This window comes from Mycobacterium sp. (genome assembly GCF_040398885.1).
Classification (GTDB): domain Bacteria; phylum Actinomycetota; class Actinomycetes; order Mycobacteriales; family Mycobacteriaceae; genus Mycobacterium.
The window spans coordinates 5,071-19,010 of sequence record NZ_JBBATF010000040.1; the positions used below are offsets into that span (position 1 = coordinate 5,071).

A 13,940-nucleotide genomic window follows, 5' to 3' on the forward strand; every position below is an offset into this window, starting at 1 on the left:
ACGCCGGCTTCGTCCCCGTCGCTCACAGCACCTGGATCAGGTCGCTGACCTTCCACTGGTCCCCTTCCTTGACCGCCGTCACCTGCCAGCGGCTACCGCTGTCGATCTTCGTTCCGTCGGGCATCTTGGTGGTCATGTTCGCCACCGCGATGACGGTTGCGCTGCCGTCGGGATTCCACCGTTCGATGCCGATGTCCTGGACTGAGCCGAACCCCGGTTCGGACTGCGCCACCTGGATGACCACCTCGTTGGTCCGGTCCGAATACAGCTTGGCGAAGTTGCCGGTGCCCAGTGCGAGGACCTTCGCGACGTAGTCGTTGGCATTGAACGGATCCGGCGACGTGTACTGGGTGATGAACGTCCGCACGGAGTCCTGCACCGCCGCCTCGTCGATCCGCACCCGGCGGGCCGCCTGGTTCCCGGCGAACACCACCGCACTGGTCACCAGGGCCGCGAGGATCAACGTGGCGGCGACGGCGGCGACCAGGCGAAGTCCTTTCCGCCGGGCCCGGGCCGCAGGCGGGCGCAGCCACTCGCCGGGAGGCGAGTCCATCCTGCGGCGCGGGCTCATCGGCCGCCCCCTTGCGGCTTCGGTTGCGGCTCAGCAGGTTTCGGCGCAGGTCTCGGCGGCGCCAGCACCGTCAGATTCGACAGCTTCCAGTCTGCGCCGACCCGCTCGAATTCCGCCCGCACCGACGCGGTGACGAACCGCTGATCTGGCGCCGACCCGCGCTGTCCCTGCAACAGCATCAGCATCGTGGCGGCGCGGGCCGTCGAGGACAGCACGGCGCTGTTGCTCACCCAGTAGTCGTTGTCGACGGGGGCCTTGCGCACGGCGTCCTGCTGCTTGATCAATTCGGGCCGGTAGCCGTCGGTGACCAACGACTGCGCCTCGGTGAAGTCCTCCGCCACGTTCTCGGCGGTGTAGCTGAGCATGTCGACCACGATCCTGGGACCCGCGACGGCGATCTGCTCCCGCGACCGGTCCGCGTCGCGTTGCTGACGGAAGATCAGGACGTAACCCAGCGCCGCGGCGAGAACCGACACCGCCGCCGCGCCCGCCAGCACACGCGCGGCCAACCGGGTCCAATCCGGCCGCGGACCGTCGGCGTTGTGGACCTCGGTGCCCAGCAGGATGTCGGCGAAGGTGCGGCCGCGGCGGTCGATCAGCGGCCAGAGCCAGCCCAGGAGGAGCGGCAGCGTGTCGAGCAGGTGCGCCAGATCGCGCAGGAACAGCCGGATCGGCGTGGGGCTCGCGCCGTGCCGGCCCACCACGGCGACACCGAACACCGCGCGGCCCGGCGTCCACCCGGCCACCGACGGCAACAGCCATCTGTTGACGGCCACCGCAAGGACCAGAACGGCCGCCACCACCAGACACAGCCACCACAGCCAGCCCCGTTCCGTCGCCGACCATCCGACCAGCAGCAGGGCGGCCGCCGCCGCCAGGCCGGCGATAACGTCGATGCCGAAGGCGCCGGCACGCGACCACCACTCGGCAAGCCGGGGGTCGAACAGCCGAGGCCGCCCGCCTTCCGAACCGTCCAAACCGTCGAGGTCGCCGTCCAGCGCGACGGTCACTTGCTCACCGGTTCGATGTTGTCGATCTTGTAGGTGCCGCCGGAGGGCACCATCTTCACCCGCAGCCGGTAGCCGAGTTCCTGATCGATCTGCTGGCTGTTGGACATCTTGACCCGGGTGGCGACCAACACGTCGATCGAGCCGTCCGGATTGTGCTTCTCCGCTGCCGCCCGCATATCGGTGACCTTCACCTGGGCGTTGACCGTCTGATACGCGTCGAGCAACAGTCCGCTGTACAGATTCGCCTGTGCCGCATAGTTTTCCGATGAGCACTCGACGATCCTGCGTTGACTCTCGTTCATCGCCTTGACATCGGGCGCCTGGGTCGCGGTGATGCAGTCCTTCGCCGCGGCCACCGCCATCGCCTCGTCGTTGACGGCCGCGACGCTTCGGCGGTGACCGATCAGCGCCAGCACACCGGCCGCGCCCAGCAGCAACGCCCCCAGCGCGATCGCGGCGATCACGGAGGAGAGCCGCCGGCCGGACAGCCGGGTTTCGAGTGGCGGCGTTGGGGTCAGCTGACCGGGGCCAGCATCTCCTTCCATCCGTCGTCTCCTGTAGTCGTCGAGTTCTTGACGGTGTAAGCCGTGCCGTCCGGCCCGACTATCTCACCGCTGGCCGCACTGTAGGTCGCCGAGGCGTTCGTCGCCGGTGACGGCCCGGGTGTGTAGTTGCACGGGTTCGGCTGTTGACCGTTGCACTGCACCGTACCCTGACCCGGCTTGGACGGGGCATCGCTGGTCGGCTTGGTAGGCGGCGGCAGCAGGTCGGCCGGAAGCGGGTTCATCCCGTTGTTGATCGACGGGGCCCGGATCACCGTTCCGGGGTTGACCGGCTGGTCGCAGGCCGCACCGGGGGCCGGGCAGTTCACGATCTGGGCCGGGTCGCCGTACCAGGGGTTGGTGCCGAGCGGGACGTAGGGCTCGTCGCTGCGGCACTCCAGCGGGGTCGCCGCCCGCTTGCCCGGGACGTCGACGCAGGGGATGTTGCGCGCGCCGCGGACGGTGTTCGACGGGGTCTCCTGCGGCACCTTGCAGTACAGCCCGTCCTCGACCGGCTTGACGCTGGTGTCGGCCGGCGAGCGCCATTCGGCGGCCGGCAGGAAGCCGGTGAGGCAGGGCGGCGGCTGGTTGATCGACAGGGCCAGGTCCAGCGAGGCCTCGCCGGGGAACGGCGCGGCGACCGCCTGCCCGGCGATCGGCGCCTGCGGCAGCAGCACCAGGGCCTGTTCCAAGCCCTTGTTGTAGCGCTTGAGCATCTCGATGATGATCTCGAGATTGGCCAGCGTCTCCGGAAGCGCGTCCCCGACCTCGACGAACAGCGTGTTGAACTGCTCGGCGGCCGGGGCCGCCTCGGAAAGTCCGCTGCGCAGGGCGGCGTCCTGCTCCTTGGCCTGGGCGGTCAGCGAATTCAGGTTCGCGGCCCACTGATAGATCGACGCCGAGGACTGAACCTGGCTGGCGAGGATCGGCGGCGCGTTGTCGACGATGTCGTTGATGTCGCCGATGTTGTTGGTCAACTCGGTGACGAACGACTGCGTGTTGTCCACAAGTTTCTGCAGGGTCGGCCCGAGCCCGCCGACAGCCTGAGCCGTCTCGTCGAGCAGGTTGGGGATCTTGCCCGCCGGAATCGACGCCAGGGCCGCGTTGGCCCGGTCGAGCGCGGGTCCGATCGGCACCGGGATGGTGCTCTTGGTGATCGTCTGGCCGTTCTCGAAGTACTCCCCCGTATTGCCGGTCGAGACCAGGTCGATGTACTGCTCACCGACCGCGGTCACCGACCGCACGTTGGCCGTCGCGTCCACCGGGATCTTGAACTTCTTGTCCAGACTGATGGTGGCCTGCGCGCCGGTCTCGGTGGGCACCACGTCGGTGACCCGGCCGACGCTCACACCGCGGTAGGTCACGTTCGCCGTCTTGTACAGGCCACCGGCGGCCGGCAGGTCCACCTTGAGCCCGTACTGGCCGATCCCGACCACGGACGGCAGGCGCAGGTAGAACACCGACAGGGCGATGATCGCCAGCACCGTCAGCAGCGTGAAAATGAACAGCTGGGTCTTGATGAACCGGGTGAGCACCATCAGACCACGTCCTTACTCGCCACGCTCGATGAACGGCCCGCCGCCATCGGTCATGTTCGGATGCGGCGTGAACCGAACGTCCGGGATCATCGTGCTCGGGTCGCGGCCCCACGACTGCTCCAGCGCCCGCAGCATGCCGGACACACCCGTGCCGGTCAGAAGACCGTTGTCCAGGGAGCTCAGCGTCGCGTCGAGGTTGAGCGACAGGTTGATGTAGTCGCCGCGGATGACCTTCGGGATGTTGTCCAGCGGGTACGGGTTGGTGACGATCAGCCGCATCGCATCCAGGAAGTACGGCGCGCTGCGGCCCAACTGGGCCAGCGGACGCTGCAGAACCTCCAGGTTGGTCCTCAGGTCGGCGTTGGCCGCCGTCAGCGTCTCGTCGGTCACCTTGGAGAACCGGCCCACCGCGACTATGGCGTCGGCGATCCGGTCCCGCGACCCGGCCAGATACTCGGCCAGCGGCGGCAGATCCACCAGCAACTGGTCGAGGGTGTCGTTACGGCTGGCCACGTAGGCGAACAGGTTGTTGGTCGACTCGATGGCCCGCGCGATGTCCTCGCGTTGCTTGTTGAGTTCGCCGGTGAAGGTGTCCAACTTGGTCAGGAACGCGCGGATCTGATCGGCGTTTCCGGTCAGCAGGTTGTTGACCTCGTTCTGGATGATCTCCAGGTTCGGAATGCCGCCGCCGCGGAGCACGGTGGCCAGGCTGGCCAGCGTTCGCTCGATGGTGGGGAACGCCGTGGAACGGTCCAGCGGGATCGTGTCACCGGTCTGCAGCAGCTGCGACGACGGGTTGGCGGGCGCCGCCAGCTCCACATGCTGGCTGCCCAGGATGCTGCTCTGGCCGATCTTGGCGGTGGCGTTGGCGGGCAGGTTCAGACCGGGCTCGATGTTGAGCGTGAGCGTGGGAACCCAGTCCTTGAGTTCGATCTTGCGGACGGTGCCGACGAACACGTCGGCCACCCGGACCCGGCTGTTGACGTTTAGCGCCAGTGTGTCCGGGATCTGGACGTAGACCGTCTGCGAGCCCTTCTGGCTGCCCGGCCCCAGGTTCAGCGGGACGTTGGCGATGCCCTTCCAGCCGCATGAGGTCAGGACCATCGCGGTGACCCCGAGGGCGAGGCCGCGCATCCCCATCCGACGCGCACGGGTCACTTTCGCGGTCACTGGCCGGCCCCCGTTTCGGCAGACAGGGCGGGTGGCGCCGGCATCGGCGCGGCGGCCGGCGCTACCGTCCCGGGCGCGGGCGGGCCGATCTGCTGCGAGACCGGCAACGGTCCGGGAACCACGTCGGGGCCGGGCGCCGGGGGCGGCGGCGCCGGGGGGTACCACGGCGGCGGGAGCGGGTTCAGCTGGTCGTAGGAGTTCGACGGGGCGCCGCCGCGCGGGCCGGCCGCCGGGTAACCGGTCGGGTCCGGTCCGCCCATCAACGCGGCCAGCGAGTCCGGGGTGAGCATGTTGGCCGTGAACGGCTGCACCTGCAGACCCTGCATGCCCGGCGCGACGATCCAGCCGGGTTCGTGGTTGCCGTGCGAGAACAGGGTGTCACGGGACCACACCCCGGGGACGGTGGTGTCCTTGTAACCCGGCGGTGGCCGCAGCCGCTCCTCGGAGTACGCGACGTACTTCGGCAGCGTCGACGCGCTGGCGAACTGGTTCACCCCGAACGGCGGGAAGTTGAACTTGGTGGCGTCCAGGATCGGGGCCAGGTACTGCGCGCACAGCTCGGCGGAGTCCTGGTAGCCCAACCGGCTTCCGGCCTGGATCGCGCTGCACAGGAACTGCATGGGGTTGGCCCAGTTGGCCACCGCGGGGATCGCGACGATCGAACCGTGCGTCGGGTGGTAGATCTGGTTCACGTTCGCCGCCAGCGTCGGATACACGTGCAGCACGGTCTCCAGACCGTTGCGGGCGTCGGGCTGCATCAGGGCGTTGGTCACGTCGGCCAGGTTGTTGATGTCCCGAGACAGCAGCGATCCGTTGTCGTCGACGAACTTGCGCGCGGTCTTGAGCAGGTTGTCGATCTCCACCAGCGCCCGGGACAGCTCCTGATCGGAGTTGGTCAGCGCGCCGGTGAACGTCGCCAGGTTGGTGTTGAGCGCCACGAACTCCTGGTCGCTCTGATGCAGGGCGTTGACGAACACCGCGAGCGCCTTCGTCGTGGCGAACAGGTCGCCGCGGCCCTCGTTGAGGGTGGCCACCGCGTCCGACAGCGAACGGAAGGTCTCGTTGATCTGCTTGCCCTTGCCGTTGACGTTGTCGGCGAAGGAGTCGACCAGATCGCCCAGCGGGCCCTTGGGCTGGCCGGGGGTCGGCCCGAGTTCGGTGACGAGCTTGTCGAGCTGGCTGCGGATGTCGTCCCACTCGACGGGCACCCGGGTGCGCTCCACGGGGATGTTGTCACCGCTGGCCAGCGCCGCTCCACCGGTGTAGGGCGGGTCCAGCTGCAGGACGCGGGAGGCCACGACGGTCGGGTTCAGGACCGATGCGACGGCATCGGCGGGAACCTTGTACCGGTTGGGGTAGCTCAGGGTCACCTTCATCCGGTCGCCGTTGGCGGTGGGCTCGATGTCGTCGATCCTGCCCACCTTGACGCCCATGATCTGCACCCGGTCACCTGGGTAGACGGCCAACGCGTTGTCGAACTCGGCGGTGACGGTGGTGGTGGTGGCCTTCTTGTACATCCGGTAGCCGACGAAGGCGGCGATCAGCGCCAGCACCAGCACCAGCGTGGCGATGACCGCCCCGGCGCGGGAGAGCCTGGACAGTCCTGCGTTGCGAACGGACATCGCCTACTGCCCTCCCGAGTCGAACGGCGCGATCGGCGCGGCGCTACCCGGGCCCGGCACCGGAACGGTACGGGCGCCCGGCGGACCGGGCGCCAGCGCCGGCCCGGGCGCGCCCGGCACCAGCGGACCCGGCTGGCCCGGCACCGCGGCGGCGGGAACGCCGTGGTTCGGTGCCTCTGCAGCCGGGTTGAACTGGGAAATAGCCACGTCCGGCGGTCCGTAGCCACCGGGCACCGGGCCGAACGGACCCTGGGTCGCCGCGGCGCAGGGCAACGGGTTGCCCGGCGTCGGAAGGCCCCCGACCGGCGGGGTGTACGAGCACGGCGAACCGGGCGGGACCGCCGGTCCCGGATGGTCCGGGGTGCCCTCGCGAACCGGCGGCGCCGCCGGCGGGGCGCCGTTGGCCTGGGTCGTTCCGTTGGGGTCCGGGAACTGGTAGGCTGGCAGGCCCGCGTTGCGCCAGAACTCCTCGGGATCGATGCCGCGCTTCTTGAACGCCGCATCCACCCACGGCTGGATGATCTGGTACGGGAGGATGTTCACCAGCAGGGTCTTGAAGTACGGGCCCGAGCCGATCGCCTCGGTGAGCGAGCCCATGAACTTCGACGCGGTGGTGATCGAGTAGGCCAGGTCCTCTTTGTGATTGGCCAGGATGTCGCTGATGGTCTGAAGCTGCGTCAGCACGTTGTTGAGGTTGGGGTTGTCGTCGACGAACCCGGCGAACTGCTGCGAGACCGCCGAGACATTGGCCAGCAACACGTCCACCTCGGCGCTGCGCCGGTTGATCGCGCTGAGCAGCACCTGGGCGTTCACCAGCAGCCGGTTGATCTGCTCGCTGCGGTTACCCAGGACGCCGGCTGTCTTGTTCGCTTGTGCCAGAAGCTCTTTGAAGGCCACATCACGTTTGCCGATGGTGTCGGAGAACCGGGTGACACCGTCGAGGGCGGCTTTGAGTTCGGGCTTGCTCGCGTCGAGGGTCTCGGACAGAACGTTCAGCGACCGCTTGACGGCGTCCAGATCCCACTGGCTGGTGTTGGTGGTCAGTTCCGAGAAGGCGTCGTAGAGCTGATAGGGCGTGGTGCTCTGCTCGATCGGCAGCAACCCGTTGACCGGCAGCGCCTTGTTGCCGCGCGGGTCGATCTCCATCACCCGCTTGCCCAGGATGGTGTCGGTGCGGATGGACAGCCGGCTGTCGGTGCCGATGCGGTGGCTGCCGAGGGTGAACCCGACCTTGACCCGGTCGCCGTCGATCTCCAGCGACTTGACCTGACCGACGTCGTAGCCGCTGATCCGGACCTTGTCGCCGGGGGCCGAGCCCGCCGCGTCGGCGAAGTGCGCGTAGTACATCGGCTTGGCGAACAGCATCGGGATGCTGGCGAAACTCTGCCCGACGGCCACGACCATGACCAGGATGAGCAGGCCGAGCAGACCTACCCTGACCCGGTTGCTGCCTTGGAGGGTCCTCATTGCGGCGTGCACCTCCCCGTCGGCTGCTTGGTGATCCGGACCTTGCGGACCGGGCCGCCGGGCTGGAGACCGTTGAGCGTGAGGGTGAGGTCGCAGAGGTAGAAGTTGAAGAAGTCGCCGTAGACGCCGCCGGCCCGGCCGATCAGGTTGATCGCCGGCGGGTACTCGTTGAGGAGCTTCTCCAGCTTCTCCGGTTGGTCGGCGAACGGCTGCTGGAGGGTCTCCAGCTTGCCGATGGTCTGCTGCAGCAGCGGCCGGTCGTCGCTGAGCAGGCCGGCCAGCGTTCCCGAGGCGGTGCTGATGTCGGCGATCGCGTCGGCAATCGGGTCGGCCCGGTTCTTCAGCCCGGTGATCAGGACCTCGAGGTTGCTCACCGTGGAATCGAATTCCTTCTGGTGCCGGTTGACCGTGCTCAGAACCGTGTTCAGGTTGGTGATGACCTCACCGATGGCGCGGTCGCGGTCGGCGAGTGTCGAGGTCAGCTGAGCGGTCTGGCTCAGGATGTTGGCCACCGTCCCGTCCTGGCCCTGGAAGACGGTGACCAGGGACGTGGCGATGTTGTTGACCTTCTCCGGGTCGAGGGCCTTGAACAGCGGCTTGAAGCCGCCGATCAGGGCGTCGAGGTCCAGAGCCGGTTGGGTCCGCGCCAGGGGGATCAAACCGCCCGGCGGCAGAACCTTGTCCGCGCCGTCGCCGGTGCCCCGGTCGAGGTTGACGTAGCGCTCGCCGATCAGGTTGGCGTAGCGGATCTGCGCGGTGCTGGACTGGTACAGCGGCAGCGACTTGTCGACATTCATCTGCACCGTGACGCGCTGGCCGTTCTCGGCGAGTTCGACGGACTTGACCTTGCCGACCTCGACCCCGCCGGCCCGGACGAACTGTCCCGGCTTCAGCCCGCTGCCGTTGCTGAACTCGGCGGAGTAGACGTTGAACCGCTGGAAGCGCAGCTGGCCGAAGACGACCACGAGCAGCGCGGTGCACAGCGCCAGGATCGTCGAGACGATCCCGAGCTTGATCAACGTTCCGCGGATACTCATGGGTTGATCGTGTTCTCCCCGACCTGACGGCCCCAGACGTACTCGTTGAGGATCGGCTGCCCCAACTCGAAGTGGTTGTACGGCGCGATCGAGGCACCGGTGTCGACCACCAGGGTGGGTGCCGGCCAGAAATCCCGGGTCACCTTCTGCCAGCAACCCGGGGCGCCGCCCGGACCGCCGCGTGCGTTCACCCGGGGCAGGTTGTCCGGATAGATGTAGGGGTTCGGCGCGCCGATCAGCTTGGCGTGGTCGGCCAGCGAGTAGCCGTTGCCGCCGAAACCGTCCAGGGCCGCCGGGAGCACCTCCGCGTAGTTGCGGATCATGCAGAAAAGCTGCGGGCTGTAGGTGTTCAGCAAGTGCGATGTCGGGATCAGGTCCGACATCGCCCGCACCAGGTACGGCGCGCCGCGCTCGAAAACGTCGGCGCCGTTGTTGCCGAAGCCGGCCGCCGCCAGCAGGGCCGCGTCGAGATCGCCGCGCTGATCGTTGAGGGTGCGGACGGTGGTCAGCGCGTTGTCGACCGCGTTCCAGAAGTCCGGTCCGGCCCCGGTGTAGACGTCGGCCAGGCCGGCGAGCTGCTGCATGCCGTACTGCAGACGGGGCAGCCTCGGGTTGAGGTTGTCCAGAGCCACGTTGGCCCTGACGATCGACTGGCCGAACTTGGTGCCCAGCCCGGTCAACGCCTCCGCCGTCGCCGACAGGGTCAGGTTGAGCTTGACCGGGTCGATCTTCTCCGCGAGTCCGGTCACGGTCTCGAACAAGGTGTTGAACTCGACGGTGGTGCTGCGCGCGTCGATCACGTCGGAGGCGCTGATGCGTTCGGTGTTCGGGTTCTTCGGGCTCGACAGCGAGACGAACTTGTTTCCGAAGATCGTCGTGGCCTGGATGTCGGCGTCGACGTTCGACGGGATCAGCGGGATGAACTTCGGCTTGACCTCGAGGGCGAACTTCGCCGCCTCCCTGCCGTCGATCTGGGTGGCCTCGATTTTGGTGACGCGGCCGATCTCGACACCGTTGTAGGTCACCTTGGCGTTGGGATCCATCACCAGACCCGCTCGGGCGGCCACCATGGTCAACTGTGTCTTCGGGGTCAACGCGCCGCGGAACTGCAGCAGAAGCAGCGTCAGGACCAGCGCCAGTACCAGCAGCAGAATGGTGCCGGCCAGCCGGATCGGCGGGGTGCGGGCGTCGTTGAGGGGTGCCGTCACGTCACACCGTCAAGTTGAAGTTCGGGTCGGTGCCGTAAAGCGCCAACGAAGCGAACAGCACGACGAACTGAACGACGACCAGGGACGCGCGCATCGACTTGCCCACCGCCTCGCCGACGCCCACCGGACCGCCGCTGGCGTTGTAGCCGAAGTAGCAGTGGTTGATCATCACGATGACCGAGATCACGATGACCTCGACGAACGACCAGAACACGTCGTTGGGTCGCAGGAAGGTGTGGAAGTAGTGGGCGTAGGTGCCGGCCGACTGCCCGTAGAGCACCGTGGTGGTCAGCTGGGCGGCCAGGAAGGCCATGATCAGCGACATCGCATACAGCGGGATGATGACCACCGAGGCCGCGACGAGTCGGGTCGAGACCAGGTAGGAGATGGATTTGATGCCCATCACCTCGAGTGCGTCGATCTCCTCCGATATGCGCATCGCGCCCAGCTCCGCCGTCGCACCGGCGCCGACCGTGGCCGCCAGTGCCTCGCCGGTGACCACGGGCGCGGTCAGGCGGACATTCACCATGGCGGCCAGGAAGCCGGTGAAGGCCTCGACACCGATGTTGCCCAGCGAAGCGAAGCCCTGGATGGCGATGAGCGACCCGGCGGAAAGGGTGACGAAGCCGACGATCGCCACGGTGCCGCCGACCACCGCCATCGCGCCGGCCCCCATGCCGACCTCGGCGATCAGCCGAATGATCTCCTTAGGGTAGAACCGGACCGCGTGGCCGATCTCCTTGACGGCTTCGATGGCGAACCAGGCCACCTTGCCGGTGCCGTCCAGGAACTTGGAGGGCGCCTTGGCCAGCTTGTCCGGGAACCTGGGGAACCGTGACGGCACCGCCGCCTTGGGGGTCTGCGTCGCCGTCGCCATCTACCGCCCCGTCCCGAACCGGACACCGATGGTCGTGAAGATGACGTTCACCGCGAACAGCGCGACCACGCAGAGCACCAGCGTCTCGTTCACCGCGATGCCCACGCCCTTGGCGCCGCCACCCACCGTCAGTCCGCGGTAGCACCCGACCAGACCCGCGATCAAGCCGAAGGCGACGGCCTTGGCGATCGCGATCACCACTTCCGGCAGGCCGGTGAGAAGGGTCAGGGTCTGCAGGTAGGAGCCTGCGGAGATGTTCTGCAGGTAGACGCCGAAGATGAAACTGCCGACCAGGCCGATCACGATCACCGCGCCGTTGAGCAGGACGGAGACGAAGGTCGCGGCCGCCACGCGGGGCACCACCAGCCGGTGGATCGGATCGATGCCGAGGACCTCCAGCGCGTCGATCTCCTCGCGGATGGTGCGTGCTCCGAGGTCGGCGCAGATGGCCGTGGAGCCGGCGCCCGCGACAACAAGCACGGTCACCAGCGGCCCGAGCTGGGTCACCGACGCCAGCGCCGCGCCGGCGCCGGAGACGTCGGCGGCGCCGAACTCGGTCAGCAGCAGATTGAAGATGAAGATGATCAGCACCGTCAGCGGGATGGACATGGCGAAGGTGGGCAGCAGGGCCACCGTCATCAGGAACCAGCTGTAGTTGAGGAACTCTTTCCACTGGAAAGGCCTGGCCAGCGCCTTCGCCGTCAGGACGCACATCTTGAAGAAGCCGCCCATGGCCGTCATCGGGCCGTCGAAACGTTTTCGCAGGAGACTGGTAGCGGTCACTGCACGGACCCCTCCTTGCGCCTTGCGAATGTGATCCGGGTCGCCCCTACCGGCCGGGGTACGGACGCCCAAAATGTACCCGATGAGCAGGACGCCTCATGGCGCAACTGCGCTATTGACATTTCGTTGTTTTACGGTCGTGCCTAAAAATCGCCCCGTGAAGATCGCGCGGCGACGCCTCTAGGGACCGGCGGCCAGTTGCTCCGCGCGGGTCTTGAGATTGCCCGCCAGGTGTTCGAGGGCGTCGTTGACCAGTTTCTTCACCATCAGGGCCGGCACCCCGGGAATGGACGTCTCAACGTCGAGGTCGACGGTCAGCAGGCTGGCGGCACCCAAGTCGACGACCGAGAACAGCTGGTGCTGTCTGGAGAACAGCTCACCCTGCTGCATGACGGTCTGGATCTGCGCCGGACTCGGGTAGTAGACGGCCTGGATGTAGGTGCCCTGCTGTCCCTGGATCTCGGTGTCGATGCGCAATTGGCTGGGCCGGCCGTCGTCGTAGCGGGCCAGGATGTACACCGCCTTGACCTCGTCGTTCCACTGCGGATAGGCCTCGAAGTCGGCCACGATCGCCAGAATCACCGCGGCATCGGCGCCGACCTCGACCGTCTTGCTGACCAGGGGCATCAGACGGCCGCCCTCTTCGCCGCGCCGAGCGGGGTCCGGACGCGGATCGCATCGTCCCGGATGAGCCCGCGCAACAGTGCGGTGGAGAATTCCTCGGCGATCTCCTTGGCGGTGCGCCGGCCGTCCGGACGCAGCCACCGGTAGGCGCCCATCGTCATGCCGATGTAGCCCAGCGCCACCACGTGGGAGTCGCATTCGAAGAACTCGCCGCTGGCGATGCCCCGGTCGATCAGGCCGGTGACGTGCTCGTAGACCTGGATCTCCTTGTCCCGCACCTCGGTCACCTGTTCGTCGGTGAACCACTCGGTGATGTAGGGCTGCTCCTGCCAGTAGACGGCAGCGCCCTCGGGGTTGTCCGCGATGTTGGTCAGCAACCGCGCCGTGTACTGGTAGAGCGCCTCACGGGCGGTCCAGGAGGGGTCGTCGTGCACCGCGGCCAGGGTGTTCTCCGCCGCCCGCCGGTAGATGTCGAACAGGATCAGCGACTTGCTGGCGTAGTAGTGGTAGACCGTCGCCTTGTTGAGACCGACGACGTCGGCGACGTCGTCCATCCGGGTGCCGTGGTAGCCGCGGGCCGCGAACAGCTTGGTCGCGACGGCCAGCAACTCCTCCCGCCGGGTCGTCCCGTTCTCCGGTGGCATGCGGTCCTCCCTATCAACTGGTTGGACAGTCTAGGCAATGATCGCTATCGGCCCGGCCGCACGCCACGTCGGGATACACTCGCCTTCGGTCGGTCGAGAGGTCGGTTGAACAGGAGGCCAGCATGAATCCGGATCCGCAACCCGATTACGACGCGACCGACGAGATCGAGTACTTCTTCAGTTGGCTGCCATGGGCGCTGCGCGGCACCGACTGGACCGGGACGCCCGCCTACCCGCCGGTCTGACCCAGCAGCACCGTTTCCAGCGCCGCCCGGAAATCGTCGGGCAGCGGTGCGGGGCCGTCGTCGCCCAGCAGCACCAGAACGGTGTCGCACACACCGATGCAGGAGTCGTCGAGGAACAACCCGGTCGAGGCGATGAACGACGTCCGGCCGATCCGGCCCACGCCCGCCCCGGTCTGAATCAGTGCCGGCCAGTACGCCTCGGCCAGGAAGTGCACGGCGTTCTGTGAGGTGACCAGCCGTAGTCGCCTGTCCGTGCGATAGAGCTTCGGGAACAGGCCGCGGTTCATCGTCGCCCGGGCGTTCTCATGCAGGGATTCCAGCGCGAGATTGTTCAGGTGCGCATTGGCGTCCATATCGCCGTAGCGGGCCGCGATCTCGCCCTTTACCGGATAGGAGGCGAGTTTCAGGCGCATCGGGCCGGGGCGCGGTGCCGTGGTGGTGGTCACAAGACCGCCAGCCTAATTCAGGGGCGCACGCGCAATCATGACGAGTCAATTCGGTCAGACCTCGTGTCTATCATCGAAAATATGTTCGATAACCTCGACGAGGCGGCGGTGCTGGCGCGAATGTCGGCCGCGCAGCGCGATGAGCGGATGGCTACT

15 protein-coding genes are annotated in these 13,940 nt (G+C 67.4%); 1 reads left to right on the plus strand and 14 read right to left on the minus strand.

Translation table 11 applies throughout. The features are described from left to right. Window positions 1–22 precede the first annotated feature (22 nt). The 13 genes from ADBZ5U_RS05895 to ADBZ5U_RS05955 form a co-directional block, all read right to left on the minus strand. Complete coding sequence (locus ADBZ5U_RS05895; protein WP_526263351.1) at window positions 23–571, minus strand: Rv1363c family protein; 549 nt, start codon at window positions 569–571, stop codon at window positions 23–25. Next, window positions 568–1,581 carry an RDD family protein gene (locus tag ADBZ5U_RS05900; RefSeq protein ID WP_526263353.1) on the minus strand — a complete coding sequence of 338 codons (1,014 nt, stop codon included), beginning with the start codon at window positions 1,579–1,581 and terminating at the stop codon, window positions 568–570. The genes ADBZ5U_RS05895 and ADBZ5U_RS05900 overlap by 4 nt, the downstream gene beginning before the upstream one ends. Then, entirely contained in the window at window positions 1,578–2,126 is a 549-nt protein-coding gene (locus ADBZ5U_RS05905) for an Rv1363c family protein (RefSeq protein WP_526263355.1), read from the minus strand. Before ADBZ5U_RS05905 ends, ADBZ5U_RS05900 begins: the two co-directional genes overlap by 4 nt. Beyond that, the gene (locus ADBZ5U_RS05910) at window positions 2,096–3,658 is read right to left on the minus strand and encodes an MCE family protein (protein WP_526263373.1); all 1,563 of its coding nucleotides are present in this window, start codon (window positions 3,656–3,658) and stop codon (window positions 2,096–2,098) included. Before ADBZ5U_RS05910 ends, ADBZ5U_RS05905 begins: the two co-directional genes overlap by 31 nt. Window positions 3,659–3,673: 15 nt before the next feature. Continuing rightward, complete coding sequence (locus ADBZ5U_RS05915; RefSeq protein WP_526263375.1) at window positions 3,674–4,801, minus strand: MCE family protein; 1,128 nt, start codon at window positions 4,799–4,801, stop codon at window positions 3,674–3,676. A gap of 26 nt (window positions 4,802–4,827) precedes the next feature. After that, the gene (locus ADBZ5U_RS05920; RefSeq protein WP_526263357.1) at window positions 4,828–6,453 is read right to left on the minus strand and encodes an MCE family protein; all 1,626 of its coding nucleotides are present in this window, start codon (window positions 6,451–6,453) and stop codon (window positions 4,828–4,830) included. A gap of 3 nt (window positions 6,454–6,456) precedes the next feature. Continuing rightward, on the minus strand, window positions 6,457–7,920 hold the full coding sequence (locus tag ADBZ5U_RS05925; RefSeq protein WP_526263359.1) for an MCE family protein: 1,464 nt from the start codon (window positions 7,918–7,920) through the stop codon (window positions 6,457–6,459). Then, window positions 7,917–8,957 (minus strand): virulence factor Mce family protein, encoded by a 1,041-nt coding sequence (locus ADBZ5U_RS05930; protein WP_526263361.1) that lies wholly within the window; start codon window positions 8,955–8,957, stop codon window positions 7,917–7,919. Before ADBZ5U_RS05930 ends, ADBZ5U_RS05925 begins: the two co-directional genes overlap by 4 nt. Further along, window positions 8,954–10,165, minus strand: coding sequence for an MCE family protein (locus ADBZ5U_RS05935; RefSeq protein ID WP_526263363.1), 1,212 nt, complete (start codon window positions 10,163–10,165; stop codon window positions 8,954–8,956). Before ADBZ5U_RS05935 ends, ADBZ5U_RS05930 begins: the two co-directional genes overlap by 4 nt. A gap of 1 nt (window position 10,166) precedes the next feature. Beyond that, window positions 10,167–11,042 carry an MlaE family ABC transporter permease gene (locus ADBZ5U_RS05940; protein WP_526263365.1) on the minus strand — a complete coding sequence of 292 codons (876 nt, stop codon included), beginning with the start codon at window positions 11,040–11,042 and terminating at the stop codon, window positions 10,167–10,169. Next, window positions 11,043–11,783: an MlaE family ABC transporter permease gene (locus ADBZ5U_RS05945; protein WP_526263377.1), complete on the minus strand. Its 741-nt coding sequence runs from the start codon at window positions 11,781–11,783 to the stop codon at window positions 11,043–11,045. It abuts the gene before it with no gap. A 222-nt stretch (window positions 11,784–12,005) separates the two neighbouring features. Then, the gene (locus ADBZ5U_RS05950) at window positions 12,006–12,452 is read right to left on the minus strand and encodes an SRPBCC family protein (RefSeq protein WP_526263367.1); all 447 of its coding nucleotides are present in this window, start codon (window positions 12,450–12,452) and stop codon (window positions 12,006–12,008) included. Continuing rightward, window positions 12,452–13,093 (minus strand): TetR/AcrR family transcriptional regulator, encoded by a 642-nt coding sequence (locus ADBZ5U_RS05955; RefSeq protein ID WP_526263369.1) that lies wholly within the window; start codon window positions 13,091–13,093, stop codon window positions 12,452–12,454. The genes ADBZ5U_RS05950 and ADBZ5U_RS05955 overlap by 1 nt, the downstream gene beginning before the upstream one ends. Before the next feature lie 122 nt (window positions 13,094–13,215). Here ADBZ5U_RS05955 and ADBZ5U_RS05960 point away from each other — a divergent pair, with 122 nt between their 5' ends. Beyond that, window positions 13,216–13,338 (plus strand): hypothetical protein, encoded by a 123-nt coding sequence (locus ADBZ5U_RS05960; protein ID WP_509715510.1) that lies wholly within the window; start codon window positions 13,216–13,218, stop codon window positions 13,336–13,338. On the opposite strand, the gene ADBZ5U_RS05965 is transcribed toward ADBZ5U_RS05960, so the two are convergent. Beyond that, window positions 13,323–13,784 (minus strand): acyl-CoA thioesterase, encoded by a 462-nt coding sequence (locus ADBZ5U_RS05965; RefSeq protein ID WP_526263371.1) that lies wholly within the window; start codon window positions 13,782–13,784, stop codon window positions 13,323–13,325. The two genes, ADBZ5U_RS05960 and ADBZ5U_RS05965, sit on opposite strands and share 16 nt — an antisense overlap. Window positions 13,785–13,940 lie beyond the last annotated feature (156 nt).